This is a genomic window from uncultured Oribacterium sp., assembly GCF_902481605.1.
Classification (GTDB): Bacteria; Bacillota; Clostridia; order Lachnospirales; family Lachnospiraceae; genus Oribacterium; species Oribacterium sinus.
This window is the reverse complement of the sequence record NZ_CABSXI010000013.1, coordinates 24,985-48,502: the sequence shown is the minus strand read 5'-3', so window position 1 is coordinate 48,502 and position 23,518 is coordinate 24,985. Positions and strand designations below refer to the sequence as shown.

The 23,518-nt window shown below is 44.3% G+C and carries 22 protein-coding genes and 1 pseudogene; 20 read left to right on the top strand and 3 right to left on the bottom strand.

The window, feature by feature from the left end; all coding sequences use genetic code 11:
- The first annotated feature begins 283 nt into the window (after window positions 1–283).
- The 8 genes and pseudogenes from RDQ32_RS03955 to RDQ32_RS03920 all read left to right on the top strand — a co-directional run bounded on the left by RDQ32_RS03955 (window position 284) and on the right by RDQ32_RS03920 (window position 9,345).
- Complete coding sequence (locus RDQ32_RS03955) at window positions 284–1,747, top strand: anthranilate synthase component I family protein (RefSeq protein WP_308579204.1); 1,464 nt, start codon at window positions 284–286, stop codon at window positions 1,745–1,747.
- Entirely contained in the window at window positions 1,744–2,322 is a 579-nt protein-coding gene (locus RDQ32_RS03950; RefSeq protein WP_007156979.1) for an aminodeoxychorismate/anthranilate synthase component II, read from the top strand. Before RDQ32_RS03955 ends, RDQ32_RS03950 begins: the two co-directional genes overlap by 4 nt.
- Window positions 2,323–2,334: 12 nt before the next feature.
- A complete protein-coding gene (trpC, locus tag RDQ32_RS03945) occupies window positions 2,335–3,189 on the top strand; it encodes an indole-3-glycerol phosphate synthase TrpC (protein WP_308579203.1) in 855 nt (284 codons plus the stop codon).
- A 125-nt stretch (window positions 3,190–3,314) separates the two neighbouring features.
- Window positions 3,315–4,337, top strand: a complete 1,023-nt coding sequence (gene trpD / locus RDQ32_RS03940; RefSeq protein ID WP_308579202.1) for an anthranilate phosphoribosyltransferase — start codon at window positions 3,315–3,317, stop codon at window positions 4,335–4,337.
- 83 nt (window positions 4,338–4,420) lie between these two features.
- Window positions 4,421–5,008 (top strand): annotated as a pseudogene (locus RDQ32_RS11140) (phosphoribosylanthranilate isomerase); the annotation flags it as partial.
- Window positions 5,009–5,047: 39 nt separating this feature from the next.
- Window positions 5,048–6,238, top strand: a complete 1,191-nt coding sequence (gene trpB / locus RDQ32_RS03930) for a tryptophan synthase subunit beta (protein ID WP_308579205.1) — start codon at window positions 5,048–5,050, stop codon at window positions 6,236–6,238.
- The gene (gene trpA / locus RDQ32_RS03925) at window positions 6,235–7,002 is read left to right on the top strand and encodes a tryptophan synthase subunit alpha (protein WP_308579201.1); all 768 of its coding nucleotides are present in this window, start codon (window positions 6,235–6,237) and stop codon (window positions 7,000–7,002) included. The genes trpB and trpA overlap by 4 nt, the downstream gene beginning before the upstream one ends.
- 570 nt (window positions 7,003–7,572) lie before the next feature.
- The gene (locus RDQ32_RS03920; RefSeq protein ID WP_308579200.1) at window positions 7,573–9,345 is read left to right on the top strand and encodes an oleate hydratase; all 1,773 of its coding nucleotides are present in this window, start codon (window positions 7,573–7,575) and stop codon (window positions 9,343–9,345) included.
- A 25-nt stretch (window positions 9,346–9,370) separates the two neighbouring features.
- Here the strand turns inward: RDQ32_RS03920 and RDQ32_RS03915 are convergent, their stop codons facing one another.
- Window positions 9,371–10,270 carry an EamA family transporter gene (locus RDQ32_RS03915; RefSeq protein ID WP_308579199.1) on the bottom strand — a complete coding sequence of 300 codons (900 nt, stop codon included), beginning with the start codon at window positions 10,268–10,270 and terminating at the stop codon, window positions 9,371–9,373.
- Window positions 10,271–10,619: 349 nt separating this feature from the next.
- Here RDQ32_RS03915 and RDQ32_RS03910 point away from each other — a divergent pair, with 349 nt between their 5' ends.
- From RDQ32_RS03910 to RDQ32_RS03885, 6 genes are all read left to right on the top strand, one after another.
- Window positions 10,620–11,747, top strand: a complete 1,128-nt coding sequence (locus tag RDQ32_RS03910; RefSeq protein WP_308579198.1) for an acyl-CoA dehydrogenase family protein — start codon at window positions 10,620–10,622, stop codon at window positions 11,745–11,747.
- Window positions 11,748–11,906: 159 nt separating this feature from the next.
- A complete protein-coding gene (locus RDQ32_RS03905; RefSeq protein ID WP_007156970.1) occupies window positions 11,907–12,728 on the top strand; it encodes a phosphate/phosphite/phosphonate ABC transporter substrate-binding protein in 822 nt (273 codons plus the stop codon).
- Window positions 12,725–13,903 (top strand): cobalamin-independent methionine synthase II family protein, encoded by a 1,179-nt coding sequence (locus RDQ32_RS03900; protein WP_308579197.1) that lies wholly within the window; start codon window positions 12,725–12,727, stop codon window positions 13,901–13,903. Before RDQ32_RS03905 ends, RDQ32_RS03900 begins: the two co-directional genes overlap by 4 nt.
- Before the next feature lie 10 nt (window positions 13,904–13,913).
- Complete coding sequence (locus tag RDQ32_RS03895) at window positions 13,914–14,384, top strand: hypothetical protein (protein ID WP_308579196.1); 471 nt, start codon at window positions 13,914–13,916, stop codon at window positions 14,382–14,384.
- Between the two features lie 169 nt (window positions 14,385–14,553).
- Window positions 14,554–15,300, top strand: coding sequence for an enhanced serine sensitivity protein SseB C-terminal domain-containing protein (locus tag RDQ32_RS03890; RefSeq protein ID WP_040648734.1), 747 nt, complete (start codon window positions 14,554–14,556; stop codon window positions 15,298–15,300).
- A 339-nt stretch (window positions 15,301–15,639) separates the two neighbouring features.
- Window positions 15,640–15,876: a hypothetical protein gene (locus RDQ32_RS03885; protein ID WP_183682709.1), complete on the top strand. Its 237-nt coding sequence runs from the start codon at window positions 15,640–15,642 to the stop codon at window positions 15,874–15,876.
- 214 nt (window positions 15,877–16,090) lie between these two features.
- On the opposite strand, the gene RDQ32_RS03880 is transcribed toward RDQ32_RS03885, so the two are convergent.
- A complete protein-coding gene (locus RDQ32_RS03880; protein ID WP_007156965.1) occupies window positions 16,091–16,261 on the bottom strand; it encodes a DUF362 domain-containing protein in 171 nt (56 codons plus the stop codon).
- A 263-nt stretch (window positions 16,262–16,524) separates the two neighbouring features.
- Here RDQ32_RS03880 and RDQ32_RS03875 point away from each other — a divergent pair, with 263 nt between their 5' ends.
- The 6 genes from RDQ32_RS03875 (at window position 16,525) to RDQ32_RS03850 (ending at window position 21,116) form a co-directional block, all read left to right on the top strand.
- Window positions 16,525–16,704, top strand: a complete 180-nt coding sequence (locus RDQ32_RS03875) for a hypothetical protein (protein ID WP_007156964.1) — start codon at window positions 16,525–16,527, stop codon at window positions 16,702–16,704.
- A 256-nt stretch (window positions 16,705–16,960) separates the two neighbouring features.
- Window positions 16,961–17,560: a DUF6088 family protein gene (locus tag RDQ32_RS03870; protein WP_308579195.1), complete on the top strand. Its 600-nt coding sequence runs from the start codon at window positions 16,961–16,963 to the stop codon at window positions 17,558–17,560.
- A 2-nt stretch (window positions 17,561–17,562) separates the two neighbouring features.
- Entirely contained in the window at window positions 17,563–18,564 is a 1,002-nt protein-coding gene (locus tag RDQ32_RS03865; RefSeq protein ID WP_308579194.1) for a nucleotidyl transferase AbiEii/AbiGii toxin family protein, read from the top strand.
- 127 nt (window positions 18,565–18,691) lie between these two features.
- Complete coding sequence (locus RDQ32_RS03860; RefSeq protein ID WP_308579193.1) at window positions 18,692–20,428, top strand: ATP-binding cassette domain-containing protein; 1,737 nt, start codon at window positions 18,692–18,694, stop codon at window positions 20,426–20,428.
- Between the two features lie 122 nt (window positions 20,429–20,550).
- Window positions 20,551–20,838: a type II toxin-antitoxin system RelB/DinJ family antitoxin gene (locus RDQ32_RS03855; RefSeq protein WP_040648731.1), complete on the top strand. Its 288-nt coding sequence runs from the start codon at window positions 20,551–20,553 to the stop codon at window positions 20,836–20,838.
- Window positions 20,838–21,116, top strand: coding sequence for a type II toxin-antitoxin system YafQ family toxin (locus RDQ32_RS03850; RefSeq protein WP_183682723.1), 279 nt, complete (start codon window positions 20,838–20,840; stop codon window positions 21,114–21,116). The genes RDQ32_RS03855 and RDQ32_RS03850 overlap by 1 nt, the downstream gene beginning before the upstream one ends.
- Window positions 21,117–21,158: 42 nt before the next feature.
- Here the strand turns inward: RDQ32_RS03850 and RDQ32_RS03845 are convergent, their stop codons facing one another.
- Complete coding sequence (locus RDQ32_RS03845; RefSeq protein WP_308579192.1) at window positions 21,159–23,321, bottom strand: Tex family protein; 2,163 nt, start codon at window positions 23,319–23,321, stop codon at window positions 21,159–21,161.
- Window positions 23,322–23,518 lie beyond the last annotated feature (197 nt).

Below are 23,518 nucleotides of genomic sequence, written 5' to 3'. Positions count from 1 at the left end.
GTATGAGCTCACAGAGAGTCCGGGAAGGTGAGAGCCGGGCAGAACACAGCTTAGCAAATGGACCACTGAGGGCATGGTCAAAGGAGCAATCCGAGTATTCCATGACGCGTAGGAATGCGTTAGTTTCCGGAGGTATGTTAGTACCTTGCTAAGAGCACGAGTGAATCGTGAACTAGGGTGGCACCGCGAACTTTAATTTTCGTCCCTAGCAGAATTTTTATTCTGCTGGGGTTTTTTTATTTAAAAAAATACTCCCCATGCAGAGCGTAGAGAAAGGAAGAAAATGATGATTAGACCAAGTCTTGTGGAAATGGAAGCCTACCGGAAGGATGAAAGCCTTCGCCTGCTTCCCGTCATGAAGGAGATTTTTTCAGATTTCATTACTCCCATTACCGCATTGTCCATTTTGAAAAATATTTCGCAAAATGTCTTTTTACTGGAGTCCATGGAGGACAGAGAAAAATGGGGGAGATATACCTTTCTGGGCTATGATCCGAAGCAAAGCATTTCCTGTAAAAATGGAATCGTAGAAAGCTCCGGCTTAAAGCTTCCCACCAAGGATCCCAAGGCTCTAATCCGGCAAATCCTTCAAGAGCACAAGGCGCCCAAAGTACCCGGGGCCCCTTCCTTTACCGGAGGACTGGTTGGATACTTCGCTTATGACTTTATCCAGTATGAGGAGAACAGCCTTCATTTTTCAGGAAAGGATGAGGAGGACTTCCAGGATTTGGACCTGATGCTCTTTGACAAGGTAATCTGTTTTGACCACTTTCTGCAAAAGATTTTCCTGATTGTGAATATGTCCCTTTCCGAGGGCGAGGCGGGATATAAGAGAGCGGTTTTGGAATTGGAAAATATGCACAGGCTCTTAAAGAGCGGAGAGCAGAAGAAGGAAGAGCCCGGCAGATGCCTAAGCGACTTCCGCCTCCTCCACAGCAAGGAAGAATATATGCAAATGGTGAAGAAGGCCAAGAGACATTTGAAGGATGGAGACATTTTCCAAATCGTCCTCTCCAACAGGCTGGAAGCGGACTATGAGGGAAGTCTTTTGGAAAGCTATAGGCACCTTCGTTGCTTAAATCCCTCCCCCTACCTTTTCTACTTTTCCAGTAAGGACTTGGAGCTGGCAGGAGCCAGCCCGGAAACGCTGGTGAAGCTTGAGGAGGGCGTTTTGCAGACCTTCCCTCTGGCAGGAACCAGAAAGAGGGGAGGAACAGAGGAAGAGGACAAGCGCATCGCCATGGAGCTTTTACAGGATGAAAAGGAAGTTTCCGAGCACGATATGCTGGTGGATTTAGGCAGAAACGATATCGGGAAAATCGCCAAGGTAGGCACTGTGAAGGTGGAAAAGTACCACGAGATTCAGCGTTATTCCCATGTGATGCATATCGGTTCCACCGTAATGGGAGAGCTTAAGGAAGGCTATGACGCGCTGGACTGCGTTTCCGCCGTGCTTCCTGCCGGAACCCTAAGCGGAGCACCGAAGATTCGGGCCATGCAGCTGATTGACGATATAGAGCAAAACCGCCGGGGCATCTACGGGGGAGGAATCGGATACATTGATTTCAACGGAAATCTGGACCTCTGTATTGCGATCCGCTTTGCCTACAAGAAAAATGGAAAGGTGGGGATTCGCTCCGGCGCAGGCATCGTGGTGGACTCCTCCGAGGAAAAGGAATTTGAGGAGTGTAAGAATAAGGCGCAGGCCATGGTAGAAGCCATTCGAAGAGGGGAGGAGGCAGAATGATTCTTTTAATTGATAACTATGACAGCTTTACCTTTAACCTATATCAGATGCTGTCCCAATACGAGAGGGTGGAAGTGATTCGAAATGACGGGAAAACGGTGGAAGAAATCGAGGCCATGAAGCCGGCAGGAATCGTTCTTTCTCCCGGACCGGGCAGACCGGAAAATTCCGGCATTTGCCCCCAAGTCATTCGTTCTCTTCGGGGAAAAATCCCTATTCTTGGGGTTTGTCTTGGAGAACAGGCCATCTGTCAGGTCTATGGGGGTACCGTAAGCCACGCCATAAAACCCATGCACGGCAGACAGTCCGAGGTGGACATTGTGGAAGACTCGGAGCTTTTTAAAGGTCTTGGCCGGAAAATGAAGGTGGCTCGCTACCATAGCCTCATTGCCGAGGAGGAAAGTCTGGAGGGCACAGAGCTTAGGATTACCGGAAAAACCAAGCAGGAGGAAGTGATGGCGGTGGAAGACAGGGAGCGGAAGGTTTACGGCGTACAGTTCCATCCGGAAAGTATCATGACCAAGGACGGAGCGAAGATTTTAGAAAACTTTGCAAGGATTTGTAAGGGAGCATAAGGGCAGAAGCAAATGAGCATTTTAGAAGAAATTGCAAGGGAAAGAAGAAAGGCTGTGGAAGAGGAGAAAAAGCTGCTTTCGTTTATGGAGCTGGAAAGGCTTTTGGAGGAGCGGGAGGCCTTAAGGAAAGCTGCTTTAAAGAATGAAGTTCAGGAAAATGATGCATCAAGCCTAAAATCTTCGGAAACCGAAGGCAAAAGCTTTTACCAGGCCTTAGCCAAGAAGGGCTTATCCATTATCGGAGAGGTGAAGAAAGCTTCTCCCTCCAAGGGCATTATCGCAGAGGATTTTCCCTATTTACAGATTGCAAAGGACTATGAAGCTGCCGGCATTGACGCCATTTCCTGCTTGACGGAGCCTAAGTATTTTCTGGGGAAGGATCAATATTTACAAGAAATCGCACAAGCTGTTTCGGTACCGGTGCTTCGGAAGGATTTTCTGATTGACCCCTACCAAATCTATCAGGCCAAGCTTTTAGGAGCGAAAGCTATTCTCCTGATTGTTTCTCTTCTTGGAGAAAGGGAACTGAAGGAATTTCTAAGCATAGCCGGAAAGCTGGGACTGGATGCCTTGGTGGAATGCCATGATGAGGAAGAAATCCGCTGTGCCCTTTCTGTGGGAGCGGAGATTATCGGAGTCAACAACAGAAATCTAAAGACCTTTTCCGTAAATCTGGAAAACAGCCTATCCCTAAGAAATTTGGTACCAAAGGGACAGCTCTTCGTGGCGGAAAGCGGAATGTCCAAGGCGGAAGAACTAAGGCTTTTAGAGGAAGCCGGGGTAGATGGGGTTCTGATTGGAGAAAGCCTGATGCGGGCAGAGAGCAAGAAGGAAAAACTTCAGGAATTACGGAGCCTATTGAAATAAGAAATAATCTACAAAAAAGGAGTCTTATGTAGAGAAGTAGAATAGCTAGCCTGCGTAGAACAGACGGTTTTTGCCAAAAAAGAGGATTTCAAAGGAACAGAAGTAAGGGAGAGAAAGGAGCGGGTATGCTGCAAGAATGTATCAAAAAACTGGTGTTGGGAGAGGATTTAAGCTTTCAGGAAAGTTACGAAAGCATGAATGAAATTCTGGACGGGAAAAGCTCTCCGGTGCAAAATACCGCCTTTCTTACGGCTCTGGCCTGCAGAAAGCGGGAGGAAGAAAATATCACGGAAATTACCGCATTTGCCAAGGCGATGCGGGAGCACGCCACAGAGGTAAAGCATGAGGGTATGGAGGTTTTAGAAATCGTAGGAACCGGTGGTGACCACAGCAACAGCTACAACATTTCCACCACCTCCGCTTTGGTGGTAGCTTCTTTAGGGGTAAAGGTGGCTAAGCATGGAAATCGGGCAGCCTCCTCCAAGTCCGGCACCGCGGATTGTCAGGAAGCCCTGGGCATTAACATTGTGCAGGACAAGGAAAAGGCGGAGGAAATACTGAGAAATACCGGCCTTTGCTTCCTCTTTGCCCAGCACTACCATACCGCCATGAAGTATGTGGGCGCTATCCGTAAGGAATTGGGCTTTCGGACCATTTTCAATATCCTTGGACCCCTGACCAACCCTGCAAAGCCGGATGCCATGCTTCTTGGGGTATATCAGGAAAGACTATTAGAGCCGATGGCGGCAGTGCTGCATCACTTAGGGGTAAAGCGGGCGTTGGTGGTCTACGGAGAGGACGGCATGGATGAAATTTCCGTTTCCGACAAGACCTTGGTGTGCGAATTAAGGGATGGACAAAGCCGAATCTTTGAGATTGCTCCGGAGGACTTCCATTTGGAAAGAGGAAAGAAAGAGGAGCTTGTGGGGGGAGATGCAGCGGAAAATGCAGCAATTACCAAGGGACTTTTGGGCAATGAAATCCAGGGCAGCAAGAAAACGGCTCTTTTGTTAAATGCGGGAGCAGCCCTCTTTATCGCCGGAAAGGCGGAAAGCATTGAAGAAGGCATTCGACTGGCAGAGGAAGCCATCAGCAGCGGAAAGGCATTGGCCTTCTTGGAAGAGTATAGAAAGGCCTCCCAAAGCTAGGGCAGGAAAGGAAGGGGCATGATCGTCAAGCATCGAGGGCTGAAAGGAGTTGGCGTGAAGGTCAAGTACTGAAAGGAGTTGGCATGGTCGTCAAGTACTGCGGTATCACAAAGGAAGAGGAAATTCAGCATTTGCAGCAGCTTCCCATAGATTATGTGGGTTTTGTCTTCTATAAGAAAAGCAAACGCTATGTGGATAAGGAGCAGGCAAGGCGTCTTAGGGAAAAATTGAATCCTTCCATTCCGGCGGTGGGAGTCTTTGTAGAGGAAGAGATTCCGAAGATTTTGGAACTTTTGCAGGAGGGGATTATCCAAGGGGTTCAGCTCCATGGGGAAGAAGAGGAAGCATACGTCTTGAAACTTAAGCAGGAGATGGCAAAGCTTGGTATAAAGCCCTTTCTCTGGCAGGCCTTTATCTTAAAGGAAGAAAAGGATATAGAACGGGCAAATGCTTCCCCGGCGGATCTGATTCTTCTGGACGGAGGTAAGGGGGAAGGAAAAGAGGCGGAGTCAGGGCTTTTACAAAAGATTCATCGTCCCTATATCTTGGCAGGAGGACTTTCCCCGGAAAATGTAGTAGAGAAAATCAAAGCATTTTCCCCCTATGGGCTGGATGTCAGCTCCGGAATCGAGGAGCAGGGAGAAGAGGGAAGCCGGAAAAGCCCGGAGAAAATGGAGAGTTTTATTCGCTTGGTAAAAGAAAGGAGTAGTATGGCAGAGAAAATCGGACGTTTTGGGATTCACGGAGGACAGTACATTCCGGAAACCCTGATGCAGGCAATAGAAGAATTGGATAAGGCCTATACAGAGACTAAGGCGGATCCTGCATTTCAGAAGGAGTTAAGCCGTTACTTAAATGACTATGCAGGACGGCCCTCCCGTCTGTATTATGCGGAAAAGATGACGAAGGATCTTGGAGGCGCCAGGATTTACTTAAAGAGAGAGGACTTAAACCATACCGGAGCCCACAAAATCAACAATGTTTTGGGGCAGGCCTTGCTGGCAAAGCGTATGGGAAAGACCAGATTGATTGCGGAAACCGGAGCAGGACAGCACGGCGTGGCAACGGCAACGGCAGCAGCCCTTTTCGGCATGGAATGTGTGGTTTTCATGGGGCAGGAGGACATTGAGCGTCAGGCTTTAAATGTTTACAAGATGCGTCTTTTAGGAGCGGAGGTGGTTTCCGTAAAGACCGGAACTGCTACCTTAAAGGATGCGGTGTCTGAGGCCATGAGAGAGTGGACGAAGAGAATTTCCGATACCCACTACTGCCTCGGTTCCGTTATGGGACCTCACCCCTTCCCTGCCATGGTCAGGGATTTTCAGGCGGTGATTTCCAAGGAGATTCGAGAAGAGATTTTGGAAAGGGAAGGAAAGCTTCCTGCAGCAGTATTGGCCTGCGTGGGAGGCGGCTCCAATGCCATCGGAACCTTCTATCATTTTATTCCGGATGAGGGTGTAGAGCTGATTGGCTGTGAGGCGGCAGGAAGAGGGGTGGATACGGAGGAAACTGCGGCCACCATTGCGGTAGGGAAGCTGGGCATTTTCCACGGCATGAAGTCCTACTTCTGTCAGGATGAATTTGGACAGATTGCCCCGGTATACTCCATTTCCGCAGGACTGGATTATCCCGGAATCGGACCGGAGCACGCAGCACTCCATGACAGCGGACGGGCAAAGTATGTGCCGGTAACGGATTTGGAGGCGGTAGAGGCCTTTGAGTATCTTTCGAAAATGGAGGGAATCATCCCGGCCATTGAATCCGCCCATGCCATTTCCTATGGCATGAAGGTGGCGAAGGAGAAGAGTAAGGAGGAAAGCATTGTTATCTGCATCTCCGGAAGAGGGGATAAGGACTGTGTTTCCGTAGCACGTTTTAGAGGGGAGGACCTGGTAGAATGAGAAGCATAAAAGACGCATTTGCAAAGGGAAAGGCATTTATTCCCTTTATCACCTGTGGAGATCCGGATTTGGAAAGCACCAAGAAGCTGGTAAAGAGCATGGTGGAAAATGGAGCGGACCTGATTGAGTTGGGGATTCCCTTCTCCGACCCCACCGCAGAGGGACCGGTGATTATGGAGGCGGACCTTCGGGCCTTGCAAGGAGGATGCACCACAGAGCAGGTTTTTCAAATGACCAAGGAGCTTCGGCAGGAAGTGGATGTGCCCTTTGTGTATATGACCTATGCCAATGTGGTTTTCTCCTACGGCAGCAGAAAGTTCATGGAAAAGGCCAAGGAAGCAGGGGTTTCCGGACTGATTCTTCCGGATGTGCCCTATGAAGAGCGGGAAGAGTTTTTGCAGGATTGTAGGGACTTCGGCATTGCCCTCATTTCCATGGTTGCCCCCACCTCCGAGGATCGTATCGCAAAGATTGCGAAAGATGCGGAAGGATTTTTATATATCGTGTCATCCCTTGGGGTTACGGGAGAACGAAAGGAAATCACCACGGACCTGTCTTCTCTTTCGAAAATGGTGAAGAGTCACACGGACATTCCCTGTGCTGTCGGTTTTGGTATTTCCACCAAGGAGCAGGCAAAGGAAGTGGCACAGTATGCGGACGGCGTGATTGTAGGATCCGCCATTATGAAAAAAATCCATGAGAATCCGGGGGAGGAAGAGGCAGTACTGGGAGAGTATGTGGCGTCTATGAAGTCGGTGTTATAAATGTGGTATCACCGTCCGGCAATGAGTTTCTTCTGTAGAAATAGTGTCACCGTCCTACAATGAAGTTTCTTTCTTCAGACACGTTCTCACTAACCTCGCCTCATAGCAGTACTAAGCTGAAAGCTTCGTTCACTCGCTTTCAGCAAGTACTGATGGGCTCAGATTGTCTTCAGAAAGAAACTTCTTGCGGGTCGGTGAGCTGTATTTCGGGCTAAAGAAAAATCTTCTATGTTCGGCTGGGACTAGAATGTCTTCAGAATGAAAACTCATTGCAGGACGGTGAGGAAAATTTCTAGTCTCAAGACAATTTTCTATGTGCGACTGGGACTAAAATGTCTTCAGAAAGAAAACTCATTGCCGGATGGTGAGGTACATTTCCGGGCTAAAGAAAAATGATTTAAATAGGGGCTGTAAAAAATCATAATAATAATTAGATTTTCGGCAATTTAGACCTATATTGCTTAGAAAACTATTTTGATTTTTTACAGCTTCTTATTGTTTCCATATTTTTATAGGAGTAAGATATATTGTATACACGAAAACGGTAGTTTTAAGAAAGGAAGGTATGATATGTATTATTCCAGCGGAAATTATGAGGCATTTGCCCGTCCGGAAAAGCCGGAGGGGATTGAGAACAAGTCGGCCTATTTAATTGGTAGTGGTTTAGCTTCTCTCGCAGCTGCCTGCTTTTTGGTACGGGATGCACAGATGGAAGGGAAGAGAATTCATATTCTGGAAAAGGAATCTCATCCGGGCGGAGCTTTGGATGGGGATAAAATTTCTGCGGGTTATGTCATGCGTGGCGGCAGAGAGATGGATAACCATTTCGAATGTATGTGGGATCTGTTTCATTCTATTCCCTCTATAGAGACGGAGGGAGTCAGCGTTCTGGATGAGTATTACTGGTTAAATAAAAAGGATCCAAATTATTCTTTATGCCGTGCTACCAAAAATCGGGGAGAAAATGCCAAAACCGGCGATAAGTTCGGTCTTTCCGACAAGGGAAGCATGGAAATCATGAAGCTTTTTATGACAACGGATGAAGATTTGGCCAATGTGAAAATGACGGAAATTTTTGACGATGAAGTCTTTAAGACCAATTTCTGGATGTATTGGCGGACCATGTTTGCCTTTAAGGATGATCAAAGTGCTCTGGAAATGAAGCGTTATATGCAAAGATTCATCCATCATATCGGGGGATTGCCGGACTTTAAGGCATTACGTTTTACCAGATACAATCAGTATGAGTCTATGGTACTACCGATGGTGAAGTATCTGGAGGAGCGTGGGGTTGCGTTTCACTACGGTGTTAGCGTGACAAATGTGCTTTTTGATATTTCTGCCGGAAAAAAGCAGGCAAAACGGATTGAGCTTTTGCGAGACGGTAAAGAGGAAAGCATTGACCTAACGGAAAATGATTTGCTTTTCTATACGAATGGAAGTAACGTGGAAAATTCCACTTATGGCAGTCAGACAGAAGCTACAGGCATGGATAGTGAGATTCATCCGGGAGGCTCCTTTGACTTATGGAGAAAAATTGCGGCACAGGATCCATCTTTCGGAAAACCGGACAAATTCTGTACAAACCCTGAGGATAGTAACTGGGTAAGTGCAACGGTGAATACCTTGGATGAGAAGATTCTTCCTTATATCAAAAACATTTGCAAAAGAGACCCTCTCTCCGGAAAAGTTGTCACCGGCGGTATTGTAACCGTAACGGATTCCTCTTGGCTTCTAAGCTGGACCATTAATCGTCAACCCCAGTACAGAAATCAGCCGAAGGGACAGGTTCTGGTATGGCTTTACGGTATGTTTTCCGATAAGCCCGGAGATTTTATTAAGAAATCCATGCGGGAATGTACCGGACAGGAAATCTGTGAAGAATGGCTCTATCACCTAGGTGTTCCGGTGGAGGAAATTCCGGAACTGGCAGCCCATAGTGCCAATACCGTTCCGGTGATGATGCCCTTTGCCAGCGCTTATTTCCAGCCCAGAGAAGCCGGAGACCGTCCTTTAGTGGTACCGGAGGGCTCTGTAAACTTTGCTTTTATCGGAAACTTTGCGGAAACGCCCAGAGATACCGTTTTTACTACAGAGTATTCTATTCGAACAGCTATGGAGGCCGTGTACACCCTGGCAAATGTGGATAGAGGCGTTCCGGAGGTCTGGGGTAGCGTGTTCGACCTTCGAGATCTGTTAAATGCTACCGTTGCCCTTCGAGACGGAAAGAAAATTACGGACTTACATCTTGGATTTATTCAGGATATTGTACTGAAGACAGCCCTGAAGCGTGTAAAAGGAACGGAAATTGAGAAGCTGATGAAGAACTGCCGGATGCTGTAAGAAAAGCTCTCTATATCTTGCGATTCTAGCCTTCTTCAAAGAAGCCCAAAATCAAGATTCCCAAAACCGCCAGTCCAACGGCAAAATACTGGGCTTTGCTGAGCTTTTCTTTTAGGAAGATTCTGGCCCAGATTACGGAGAAGAGGCAGTAGCTGGAAATCAGGGGTGCGGAGGCAACAGCATTTGCCCCAATGGCATAGATATAGGTGAACTGGCCTATTGTTTCACAGATGGCACCTAAAAATTTCGGCCCTTCCGTAGGAAGGCTGAACTTGGTCTTTTTGACAAAAACCAAATAGAAGAAAAGGCAGACGGCCAGGGTACAGAAGGTGTACTCGTAGGCTACATTTGCAGAGGCTTCCGGAATTTTTTCCAGAACCACCGCGTCTAAAAATGTGCCCAGTCCGTCAATGATGCAGTAAAAGATGGGGAAGAAAATGGCGATAAAGCTGTTTACATATTTATCCTCCACCTTTTTCTGCATCTTTTTTCGTTCCGCATCCTCACGCTTTTTTTGTAGATAGGAAAGCAGGTAAATGGCGAAAAGAATCAAAAGAATGGCAAAAAGCTGGGGTAGTGCCAAGACCTGCTTTAGAAAGATAAAGGAAAGCAGAGCCGCCACCGCACCGGAGGTATTGCAGATGGGGGAAGAGACGGAAAGCTCAATATAGCGCAATCCTATATAACCCAAAAGCATGGAGGAAATGTAAAGGAAGGAAACCGGCAAATAAGCAATGAGAATTTCCTTGGTAAAGCTTACACCTTGAAACAAAACCTGACTGGTGGCGTGGGCACCCATAACCAATCCCACCACCATAAGCATTTTTAAATGACTGTCTTTATCCTTGGCAGGGGATCCCAGCTTGGAAAAGAAATCCGAACCGGACCAGAAAAAGATAGAAATTAATGATAAAATAAACCACATATTGACTCCTTTTTAAAGAATTTTCATGTTTTTTTCGTCACTTTTATATCGAAAACCGATAAATAAATATTCTAAAAATTAAACTAAGAAGTTTTTTAATTCCTAGTAAAACAATAGGAATAATAGCATAGAAGCCTTGTTCTGTATAGAGATTTTTAGCTTCTATAGCGTAAAGTTTTGGATAGTTCAAAATATTATTTATTCAAATTCCGCATAAATAAACAAAAATATTTGAAAAAAATATATAGATATACAGCATACTGGCTAAGTATTATGATGCTAAACGAGTGTCGTAACAAAACTGTGCGACCTCTCCTTGTAAGCACAGTCGTTTTTTTATGGAGGTACAATGATGTCAATTTATTGTGAGGCTAGAAATTTTGCAGAGAAATTCATTGATCCTTATAGCAAAAAGGTAGATGAAGAAGGAGTATTTCCTGTAGAAGCGTTTGCAGAGATTAAAAAATCGGATTTTTTAACTCTGCTCATTCCTAAGGAGCAGGGAGGCTTAGGCTTGGGAATTCAGGAGCATGTGGAAGTTTGTCGCGCTTTTGCCAAAAGTGATGCGACAACCGGACTATGCTATATGATGCATAATGTGGCTTTGACAGTAGTTTTGTCTCGAGGAAGTGAGGAGATGAAGAAGAGAATTGTCAAAGAAGTGGTAGAAGAGAGAAAGCTTCTTGCTCTGGCATACAGTGAGCTGGGAACAGGAACCCATTTCTATATTTCCGATTTAAAGGCGGAAAATGATGGAGACAAGAAACTCTTAAGCGGTGTAAAGAGCATGGTTACCTCCGCCGGGCAGGCTTCTTATTACCTGGTTTTAGCTCCATCAGACGTGGAGGGAGCTATTGATAACTGGTTGGTTCCTCTGGAGACTCCGGGATTAAAGTTTGAACAAAACACCTGGCATGGTCTTGGGATGAGAGGAAATGTTTCCTGCCAGATGCACTTAAACAAGGCGGCTGTTTCCGTAAGCAATAGAATCGGCGAGGAGGGTGCCGGACAGGAACATGTATTTAACGTTGTAGCACCTTACTTTATTGCAGGACTTGCAGGAGTCTATTCCGGACTTGGGGAGCACATGTTAGAGGAAAGCATTGCCCATGCAAAAGAAAGAAAATACACTTCCGGAACTTCTTTGGCAGAAATAGAAACCGTTCAGATTCATCTTGCGAAGATGTACAATCTGGTTAATTCCTCCGTTTGCACAGCAAAGGAAGCGACCAGAAGTGCTGCAGCAGGAGAAGAGGATGCTTTGGCTAAGATTTTGTCCGCTCGTGTGATTGCTTGTGAAATGGTTATTGAAGCCGGAAGACTGGGCATGAGAGTTGGAGGTGGAAAGGCTTATAACAAGGTCGGCAGTATGGAAAGACTCTTAAGAGATGCCTACGCCGGACAGATTATGGCTCCCAGTGCAGACGTGCTTACCGTTTGGCTCGGAAAAGCCATTACAGGCTTGCCCTTGGTATAAGCTTTAAGGATGAAGAAAGGGAGGGAGGAAATATCTCTTCCTTTCTTTAATTATTGCAGGAAGGAACGAGAGGGACAGACTCTTAGCTTCGGCTTGGGCTTTGCACTCTACCGTAACACCTTCGATATTTTACAGTGTTGATAAAGAAAAGAGGATAAAATGGAAAAGATAAAGTTAGGAGCAGTTATTTACGCGCCAAAGGTAACCGTTATTTGGGGAATCATTCAGGAGTTTTTCGAGCAGGAAAATTGCCCGATAGAGCCGGTTTTTTATAAGGATTACAAGAGTCAGGTGGACGGACTGATGAATGGAGAAATCGACATTGCCTGGAATTCCCCTCTGGCTTGGCTGGACAGTTATTTGCGGACTAAGGGAGAATGTTTAAACGGATCCATGCGTGATACGGATCAGGATCGGAAGAGTTATCTTGTGGTAAGAAAGGACAAGGGCTATCAGACTATTTCGGATATCAAGGGAAAGACCATTGGCTTCGGAGCCTATGATTCTCCTCAGGCGCGTTTAATTCCTATATGTCATTTACATAAGAATGGATTAGAGTTTGAAAAGGACTATACGGAAAAGCGCTTTGATATCGGTCTTGGCCTCCACGGAGATCATGTGGGAGGAGAGTTGGATGCGGCAAAGGCCATGCTTTCCGGTGAAGTAGACGGAAGCTGGATGCTGGATTTAAACTACAAGGCTTGGATTCTAGATGGAACCCTGGATGAAGCGCAGGTACAGATTTTGTCCGAGACAGATTTCTTTGACCATTGCATTTTTACCGGAAGAGCGGATTTTTCCAAGGAAGCCTTTGCTCATTTTACAGAGGTACTGCATAAGATGGATTACAATAATCCTGCTCATAAGGAAATGATGGACATGGAAGGATTGAAGGCTTGGGTGCCGGGAAGAACCAAGAATTTTGAGCAGATTAAGAAGGCTAATGAGTACCTGCATTTCTTTGAGAAGGAGAATGAATGAGTAAGCATTTTCTCCCCTTTACCAGCTCCCTTATAGGAAGTATGCCCAGAACGAAGGACTTGCTTTCAGGAAAACGTCGCCTGCAAAACGGACAGCTTTCCCGGGAGGACTATGAGGCCTTACTCCTTAAAGAGACGGAAGAAGTGATTCGTTTGCAGGAAAGAAACGGAATAGATATTCTTACCGGGGGAGAGCTAAGCCGGGACAATTATGTTTCCTTTGTGGCGGAAAAGCTGGAAGGTGCCACCATGATGAGCATGGCGGATATGCTTCCTTACATGGAGGACAAGCAGGGCTTTGAAGAAATTCTGGATACCCTGGATGTACCTGCAGTCAGTATCAAAAATGCCATTTGCACCGGGAAAATCAAAAGAAAGGAAAGTCTTTTAAAGGAAGAGATCCTTAGAATCCGGCAGTTTTCGGAGAAGGAGCTTAAGGCGACTCTTCCGGGTCCTTACCTAATGACCCGTTCCATGTGGCTTCCGGCCCTTTCTTCCAAGGTCTATGACAGCAAAGAAGAGCTGGGGAAAGATGTAATGGCTCTTTTAAAAGAAGAAATTGAAGAGCTTAGGCAAATGGGGGTATCGGTGATTCAGCTGGACGAGCCGGTGCTTACAGAGGTAGTCTTTAGCAAGGGGAAAACCAGATCCTTTATGTGTGCCGCCTTGTCAGAGAAGAAAGATCCTACAGAGGAATTGGAATTTGCCGCATCTTTGTTGAAAGAAGTGGTAGATTTTATGAAGGAAAAGGAACTTTGCAGCGTTCTTCATGTTTGCAGAGGCAACTGGAGTAAGAATGAGGGAATTCTTTTAACAGGCTCCTACACACCGTTGGTTCCTTTATTTGCCAAGGTACTTCCTTCGGTTTTGGCCTTGGAATACTCCACTAAGAGGGCGGGAGACTTATCTTCCCTTTTGGAAAATGATGCAATTCGTGAAAATTGTATTTTGGGCTTAGGAGTGATCAATCCAAGAATTGATTTGGTAGAATCCGGGGAAAGCATAGTACAACGGGCGGAGGAGGCATTGCAATATCTGCCAAAGGAAAGACTGTGGCTAAATCCGGACTGCGGCTTTGCTACCTTTGCCAATCGCCCTGTAAATGAATTTCCCTGTATTGAGGCCAAATTAAGGGAGTTGCACAGAGCCCAGGAATTTTTACGGAAAAAGTATTAGGAGGAAGCTTGTGGAAAGCCATGAATATGAAATGCACCATCAGGACTTACGCTATCGCGGTATTGTAAGGCAGGATGGTCAGGTTCAGGTCTATATGCAAAACCATTGTATAGATTCTTCTAAAGAAATGGAGTTTGACAGCAAAAAAGATACGGACACCTCTGTGAACCTTTTCTGTGCAGGCCTGCTTTCCGGAATTCTTCATGGCATTTGCAGTTTTATGAAGAAGGAAGGGAATCCTCTGGAGGATGTGGAAGCAAAGGCGAGGGTGGTTTTAGACCACCCTCTATCCTACTTAGGGGTAAAAGGATACGAAGAAAGCCCGAGAATCTCTAAAATTACCATTGACCTGTATTTCTATAGCTTTTTGGAAGAGGAAGAGGCGATAGAACGGTGTAAGGAAGCCTTAAAGAAGAATATTTTGTATCAAACAATTCTTCCGGCAGTGGAGATAGAGCTTCGTTACCATAGTTCTCTTTAAAGAAATTCCATTGTAGTGATACGATTTTTGACACAACCCGAGTAATGCATTTTTGCCATGGTCAGGGGAATGTGATTTTTGCCATAATCCGGGTATTAGGATTTTTTACAAAACTTGTGCAGTTTAGGCCTCTATGTTAAAATGGCAAAGGAAAGGGAGGTCTATTTCCATGAGTGATTATAGAGAAAAGAAGAATGCCCGCCTGCTAATGGCGATACACGGTTTACAGGCTGAGCCTAATCAGCAGTGGGAAGACCGTCTGATGGATGCGTTGAATCATCATACAGAATTTTATGTGCCTATGCGAACTGTGGGAGAAGGTCAGGAAAGAAAGCCTGCCTTTGCCGTAGTAGAGGATAAGGACCACAATCATTTTTATGTTTTGTTTACTTCACAAGAAAAGGCAAAGCATTGGACTAAGGGCCTGGAAACCCATGCCGTTTTAAGCTTCCACCAGGTAGCTTCCATGGCTTTGGGGGATCCCAGAATCTCCGGCTTTGTGATTAATATGAATACCGAAAACTTTATTCTGTGGCGTCAGTTTATCGTAAATTGCTTCCATCAGAATCAAGCGCATTTGATGGGACAGGATCCGGTGCAGGTTTCCGATGCTATTGAGTTTTCCGACCCGGTGGGAGACACCAAGGAATTGGAAGAGGCTCTGGCAGAGTATATGCGGGATGACCAGAATGTTACTGCGGCATACTTGGTGGGAGCTCGTCAAAATGATAAGGAGTTTAATGTTTGCATCGTTAGTCATGTAGGCAGCATTCAGCCAAGCTTCTCCAACATTTCCGTATTGGGAAGAGATTTTGGTGGAAACACGCCACTGGCAGTTATGTCCTATCAGAATAAGAAGGCGGAAGACGCTGTAAGGGATAGAATGCCTTTCTACAGAAGACCTTTCGTGTTATAAGCCGGAAAAGATCCTATATATGATAGAAGATAGAGGAGAAGCAGATATAAAAGTATTCTTGAATATAAGTACTCATGAATATAAGTACTCATGAATATAAGTATTCTGTAATATAGGGTTATCAGACAAAACAGAATAAACATCAGAAATAGAAGAAAAGCCAATCAGGAGTCCGTTTTTTCGGACTCCTTTTTTGTTAGCATAAAGCGGTAATAGATAAAAAGAATAAAATAGAACAAAAATAAAAACAAACATTTATTCGAGAATATCTATTTACAAAACAAATGTACTGTTTTATAATATGGAAAAGCTAATCCGAAAGGAAGCGAGGAGGAGAAAATGATGAAGATTACGTTAAAAACTTTTGAGATATTTGTTGCTTGTATGCTGGGATTCGGTCTGGTGGGGATGCTGTCTATCCTTCCTCAGGTAAGGTGGATGGCGTATTTTGCCGTTGTAGCTTCTCTGTTCTTTTTATGGCAGATTGAGGAAGAAAAGAAGAGAAGAAAGAAAAAAGTACAGTTCTATAAGAAGATGGGAAAGATTATTGCCCGTAGGCTCCATGAAAGCGCCTAGATGGATGGGGCAGATATAAGCTTAGCCTTTGAATAATGCATGATACTTTGCTTTAAATAAGTAAGCATGAGAAATATCGAAATGTATATAGAGATTTTTTAAAGCGGAAAAGCTCTTGGAAGGTCTGTGATAAAAGAAAAAAGTTGCTCGATTGAGCAACTTTTTTTGAACTCTTATTCATAATGACTGCCCTGCGATACGCAAGACATCTTGATTATTCAGCTGCGATTGCTCCGGTTGGGCATGGCTCTTCGCAAGCGCCGCAATCGATGCAAGTATCTGGATCTACAACATACTTTGTTGGGCCCTCAGAAATTGCCTCTACTGGACATACTGCTGCACATGCTCCACAGCTTACGCACTCATCACTAACTACGTGTGCCATAATGGTTCCTCCTTTTTAATGATAAATAGACTAAGTGTAACTTCACCTCCCAGTAAAGTCCTCTATATTCTAAAGCATTTGCGGAATATTGACAAGAATTTCTCAGAATTCCCTTGTTCAAAATAAAAACCAGCGGAAAGTACCTGTACTACTTTGCAATGTTTTTAATATCTATCTCGCTTCTTTTTATTCGTATGTTTTAAAAAATATAGTAAGGAGATTTAGATAATATTCTATAAAGCTGAAAAGAGAATCTGTATTTCTTGGAGAGAGTGATAGACTCTGCTATTCGTTTCCTCGTTCTTGTTGGATTGGAGCTATCTCTGAATGATGATCTGCCTGAAAGCTATGACAAAGCATCCTTTGATTCTAAGGTATATCTGCTTATGAACCATTTTGTGGATATGGCAGTTCAGGGATATGGGTGGATCGGGGTTGCATAGTCCTTGGCAGAGATGATGTGATGAGAATTGTTGAAACTGAGTAATAAAAAGACATGGTAAGGACAAAGAAGAAGTTTTAGTACATTTGGGAATCCTTTCGCAAGATATTTAAAATGCGACACAGTGTGTAGCAAATTCATAGAGGTGAAAACATGCAAAAGCAGCCATTTTTAGAACATACCGAGGAGATTTACTACCATTGACCCTTTGCACCAAATATTATACAATATTTGGTGCAAAGGAGGTGGCATATCAAGTGAATTATAAGCAAAAAATATTAAGTAGGATAGAAAATTTTGACTCCAATCAGGTTTTCATCGCCAATGATTTTTTTGATATTGCAGGATATGAAACAGTTCGCAGTACATTAAATCGTCTAGTACAAGATGAAGAGATTATCCGTATTATGAAAGGCATCTACTATAAGCCGAAATATATAGAACTGATTGGAGAGTATGAAGCACCGTCCGTGAATGAAGTTGCGAATGCAATTGCCAGAAAATATAATTGGACGATTGCTCCATCGGGCAATACGGCTTTAAATTTATTAGGCTTGTCTACGCAAGTCCCGGCAAAGTGGACATACATCTCAGACGGAAGATATGTCAGTTTCAGTTTCGGTAATGCAACAATCGAATTTAAGCGTAGAAATAATGGAGATGTTTCCCAAATGTCAACACTTACTGCAATGGTTATACAATCTATTAAGGCAATCGGAAAAGATAAAATCACTTCAAAGCAGATTGATTATCTACGAGAAAAATTATCCGAAAAAGAAAAGTCGGAACTACTTGCGGATAGTAAAACCACAAGTGCCTGGGTATACGGCGTTATTAAGAAAATTTCAAAGGTGTAGAAATGTTTGAATACAAAAAGATGTCAAAAAATGAATTGGAGCAAGTTATCAAAAATGCTTCCTTGAAAATAGGTGTAAATGAGGTAATTCTTGAAAAAGATTATTGGGTATGCTTTGTTTTGAATTATCTCTTCTCTAAGTGTAAGTGGAAAGAGGCTTTTACTTTTAAGGGTGGCACAAGCCTTTCAAAGTGCTTTAATTTAATTCACAGATTTTCTGAAGATATTGACTTAATACTTGATTGGAGAGTAATCGGGTATAGCTTTGATGAACCGTGGCAAGAACGCTCCAACACAAATCAAGATAAATTTAATAAAGACTCCAATCAAAAGACAGAAGACTTTCTAAAAAATGAATTTGTTCCTCAGTTAGAAAGTGATTTTAGAGATATGCTTAATGAGGAATTTCATATAAGAATAGATGAAAGCGATCTGCAGACAGTATTGTTTGAATATCCGAAAGTATTTAAGTCTTCGTATGTAACACAAGTAGTAAGACTTGAGATTGGAACACTGGCAGCATGGACACCATCGGAAGCAGTTCATATTGTGCCTGATATACAAAAAATATATCCTATGCTCTTTGAGGGGGATTTCATAGAAGTAAAAACCGTTCTTCCTGAAAGAACATTCTGGGAGAAAGCGACTATCCTTCATCATGAAGCAAACAGACCTGAAGAGCTTGCAATACCTAGAAGATATGCAAGACACTATTATGATTTAGTTTGTATTGCAAATTCGAGGTATAAAGACAGAGCTTTTAAGAGCCATGAGCTCCTTGAAAAAGTTGTTCAGTTTAAACAGAAATTTTATCCGAGAAAATGGGCAAAATATGAAGAAGCTACAACCGAAACAATCAGACTTATGCCTGATGAGTATCGCCTAAGGGATATTAAAGAAGATTATAAAAATATGACTGAGATGTTCTTTGGCGAGTATCCGAGTTTTGAAGAACTAATGAATTCAGTGCTTGAACTGGAAAAAGAAATTCACGAAATTAAATAATGCACCAAAAATAATATAATATTTGGTGCAAAGCGTGGAGGGAGAGTAAAATCTTTCGCTCTTTTTTATTGAAAACAGGAGGAAAAAACCATAGCCGAAAGTCAGGGAATCCAGTATACTAAAGCCTATGATTTTAAATATCTCTAATCTAAGTAAGTCCTATGTAGGACAATCAGTATTAAAGGAAGTATCTTTTCATCTTGAGGAAAAGGAAAAGGCAGCCATTGTGGGAATCAATGGTTCCGGAAAGACTACGTTACTCCGCTGTATTCTGGGAATTGAGGAGGCAGATGAGGGGGGGATTGCATTTTCCAAAGATAAGAAGATGGCTTACCTTGCGCAGCAACATGCGGATATGGAGCAGGAGGACGAAGAATACGAGTCTCTTTCCGGAGGGCAGAAGACCAAGAAGAGATTGGAAGAAATCCTGATGGAAAAGCCTGACCTTTTGATTTTGGACGAGCCTACCAACCACTTGGATATCGGCTCTATTCAGTGGCTGGAAAAGGTCCTAAAACGATATGACGGGGCTGTTCTTTTGGTGTCCCATGACCGATACTTTTTAGATAAAATCGTGACGAAGGTAATTGACCTGGAACGGGGAAAGGCCCGGATGTATCTGGGAAATTACACCGCCTATGCGGAAAAGAAGAAAATGATTCGGGAGGCGGAAAGAAAGGCTTACGAGAATCAACAGGCGGAAATCAAACATCAGGAAGCGGTTATCGAAAAGCTAAAGCAGTTCAACCGGGAAAAAAGCATTAAGAGGGCAGAGTCTCGAGAAAAGCTTCTGTCCAAGGTGGAGCGACTGGAGCAACCGGAGGATTTGCAGAATGAGATGCGCCTTTTGTTTATGCCAAGGGAAGCCTCCGGAAATGACGTTTTGATTGCGAAAGATTTAGGAAAAAGCTTTGATGGTAAAAGGCTATTCTCCCATGGGACTTTTTCCATTCAAAGAGGAGAACATGTAGCAGTAATCGGAGATAACGGTACCGGAAAGACAACGCTTTTAAAGATTTTAAATGGCCTGATTCAGGCGGATGAAGGGGAGTTTCGTCTGGGCTCCAAAGTGAAGATTGCCTACTATGACCAGGAGCATGCCGTTCTTCATATGGAAAAAACCCTGTTTGATGAAATTCAGGACACTTATCCTGATATGAACAACACCAGAGTTCGGAATGTACTGGCAGCATTCCTTTTTACCGGAGATGATGTGTATAAAAAAGTGGGGGACCTTTCCGGTGGAGAAAGGGGTAGAGTGAGCTTGGCAAAGCTTATGCTTTCCGATGCCAACTTCTTGATTTTGGACGAGCCTACCAACCACTTGGATATTCAGGGAAAAGAAGTTCTGGAAGAAGCTATCCGTAACTATGAGGGAACGGTTTTATATGTTTCCCATGACCGATATTTTATCAACCAAACAGCCACAAGAATCATGGAGCTTTTTTCCAATCGTTTTGATAATTATATCGGAAATTACGACTATTATCTGGAAAAGAAGGAAGACGTCAGAAGCTACGGTGACAGCCTTCAAAAGGATACAGTGCAAAACACTTGGGTAGACCCTGAGGAATTAAAGAAGGCGCAGGAGAAAGAGGCTGCCAAGCAGGATTGGGCTTCGCAAAAGGAATTTGCCGCAAAGAAAAGAAAATGGGAGACCAGCCTGAAAAAGGCAGAGGAAGAAATTGCCCGCTTGGAAGAAAAAATTACGGAACTCTCCACTGCCATGGAAGAGGTGGGAAGTGATGCAGGCAGACTGATGGAGCTCCATAAAGAGCAGGAAGCCGCAGAAGCTTCCCTTCAGGAGCAATATGCTATCTGGGAAGAAAGCTCCTTGGCATTGGAAGAGCTGGAAGAGGGATAAATAAGGGACTGAAAAACTTCATGCTATTCGTTTTTTGCGAGAGTATGAAAAAGTTTCACATTGTATTGCATTTGTTTGCAAAAGTGATATAATCCCTATAAGAAAGCAGGGAGGTGAAAACCATGGCAAAAACGGCGAATATCAATGTCCGTATTGATCCGGAAACAAAAGCGAGTGCGGAACAGTTATTTTCAAGCTTTGGAATTACCGTAACCGATGCCATCAATATTTTTCTTCATAAATCACTGATGGAGGGAGGACTTCCTTTTGAAATGAAACAGCCTCGTTTCAACTTGGAAACGGAAATGGCGATGGAGGAAGCAAAGCTCATTATGGCAGGAAAAATTCCCGCCAAGCGTTATGCCTCGGTACACGAATTATTGGATGAGCCGGAAACGGACGGTGAATAATGTTAGAGCTTGTAACCACAGGTGTCTTTCGCAAGGATTTGAAACTTGCAAAAAAACGAGGCTATGATCTATCTTTGCTTGAAACGGTACTAAATGCTCTTTTAGAAGAAAAAACCTTGGATCAGCGTTATCACGACCATGCTTTAACCGGAAATTATATCGGGTTTCGAGAATGTCATATCCTGCCGGATTGGCTGCTTATTTATGCAGTAAATAAATCACAGCTGATCCTCACAGCTTCAAGGACGGGAACGCACTCCGATTTGTTTGGGAGATAGGGTACATCTGTTTTCGCAGATGTACCTTTTATATTAGCCCCCTTACTCTACATCCTTCATACTTAAGGAAATCTTCTTCCTGGCCACATCTACAGACAAGACCTTCACCTTCACTATATCCCCAAGCTTTACCACATCCAAAGGATGCTTCACAAATTTCTTGGACAGGGCGGAAATATGCACAAGGCCGTCCTGATGCACCCCGATATCCACAAAGGCACCGAAGTCAATGACATTTCTCACGGTTCCCTGTAGAACCATGCCTTCTTTTAAATCTTCCAGTTCCAGCACATCCTCTCGAAGGATGGGGGCGGGAACATCTTCTCTTGGGTCTCTTCCCGGCTTTGCCAAAGCTTCAATAATGTCCTTTAAGGTATATTCTCCTACGGAAAGTTTCTGCTCTACGCCCTTTAATCCACCGGGGAGAGAAGAAAGGATTTTTCCCATTTCCTTGCCTTTTCCGGAAAGGAGTTCATTCTCCGCAATTCCCGCTAATGCCAGCATTTCCTTCGCTACGCTGTAGGACTCGGGATGTACGGAGGTCATATCCAAAAGCTCTTTTCCCCCACGGATTCTGAGGAATCCGGCACTCTGCTCAAAGGCCTTTGGTCCTAACTTGGCCACCTTTAAAAGCTCTTTTCGAGACTTGAAGGCACCGTTTTCTTCCCGGAAAGCCACAATATTTTTGGCAATAGTCTTGCTGATTCCGGAAATGTAGGATAGGAGAGAGGCGGAGGCGGTGTTTAAGTCTACCCCTACCTTATTTACACAGTCCTCCACCACCTTGTTTAACTGCTCTGTAAGCTTACTTTGGTTCATATCGTGCTGATACTGTCCCACGCCGATGGACTTGGGATCAATTTTCACAAGCTCCGCCAAGGGGTCTTGCAAACGCCTTGCCATGGAGGTGGAGCTTCTTTCTCCCACATCAAAATTGGGAAATTCTTCTGTGGCAAGCTTGCTGGCAGAATATACGGAGGCCCCTGCTTCATTGACAATCACATATTTTACAGGACTCTTTTGCTCCTTTAAATAGTCGGAAATCACCTTTTCCGATTCTCTGGAGGCGGTTCCATTTCCCAAAGCGATAATATCCACATGGTGCTTTTGAATCAGCTGGTGGATTGTTGCCATAGACTCCTTCACCTGATTTTTAGGAGGGGTGGGATAAATGACGGTGGTATCCAGTACCTTTCCGGTGGCATCCACCACGGCGATTTTACAGCCGGTACGAAAGCCCGGATCCCAGCCCAGCACTACCTTTCCGGTAATGGGTGCCTGCATCAAAAGCTGCTTTAAGTTATCGGAGAAAACCAGGATGGCCCCGTCCTCCGCCTTTTCGGTCAAAATATTTCGGATTTCCGTCTCAATGGAGGGGGCAATCAGACGCTTGTAGGAGTCGGCAATGGCTTCCTCCAGGTAAGGTCTGCATTTTCCTTTCTTGCTGACTTGCACCTGCTCCTCTATATAATGAAGGATTTCTTCTTCAGGAAAACGGAGCTTTACGCTGAGAATTTTTTCTTTTTCCCCACGATTCAAGGCCAGAATACGGTGTCCCGGAATGGATTGGATTTTTTCTTCATAGGAAAAATAATTTTCATAGGTTTTACTTTCTGGTGTTTCTTCCTTTTCCTTTAAGGAGGAGCAAATGAAGCCCTCCTTCAGGCTCTTGTTTCGAATCCATTCTCTTAAGCGGGCATCCTCGGAGAAGTCCTCCGCCAAAATATCCTTGGCGTAGTTTAGTGCATCCGCAGCAGTCAACACTTCCTTTTCAGGAGAAATATATTTTTTCGCTTCTGCTTCCGGATTTTCACAGGGTAAAATAAGGGCCTTCGCCAGTCCTTCCAGTCCCTTTTCTCTGGCAATCATGCCTCTGGTTCTCCGCTTGGGCTTATAGGGAAGATACAGGTCCTCCAGACGAACGGCGGTATCTGCGGCCAGGATTTCCTTTTTCAATTCCTCCGTTAATTTTCCCTGCTCCTCAATGCTATGGAGAATACTTTCTCTACGCTCTTCCAGCTTCCGAAGATACTGGAGCTTCTCCTCAAGATTTCGTAGCTCTTCATCATTTAAACCGGAGGTCAGCTCCTTACGGTACCGGGCAATAAAGGGGACGGTATTTCCCTCATCCAAAAGCTGTACCGCCGCCTCTACCTGTTTTTTCTTTAAGGACAAATCCTCGCTGATTTTCTGAATAATATCCATATTTTTCTGCTCTTCTCCTTTTTTCGACTTCTTCCTACGGATAGGCCTGCCATTTTCTGTACAATTTCTATCCGTCTGATAGGCTTGCCATTTTCTTTGCCGGTTCCAACCTTCTGTATAGGAAGAAATAGCTTTTTTAATTCCTAAAAAATAGTTCAAAAAGTCTGCCTAAGTATACAATAGCTTTGTTTTTTTCG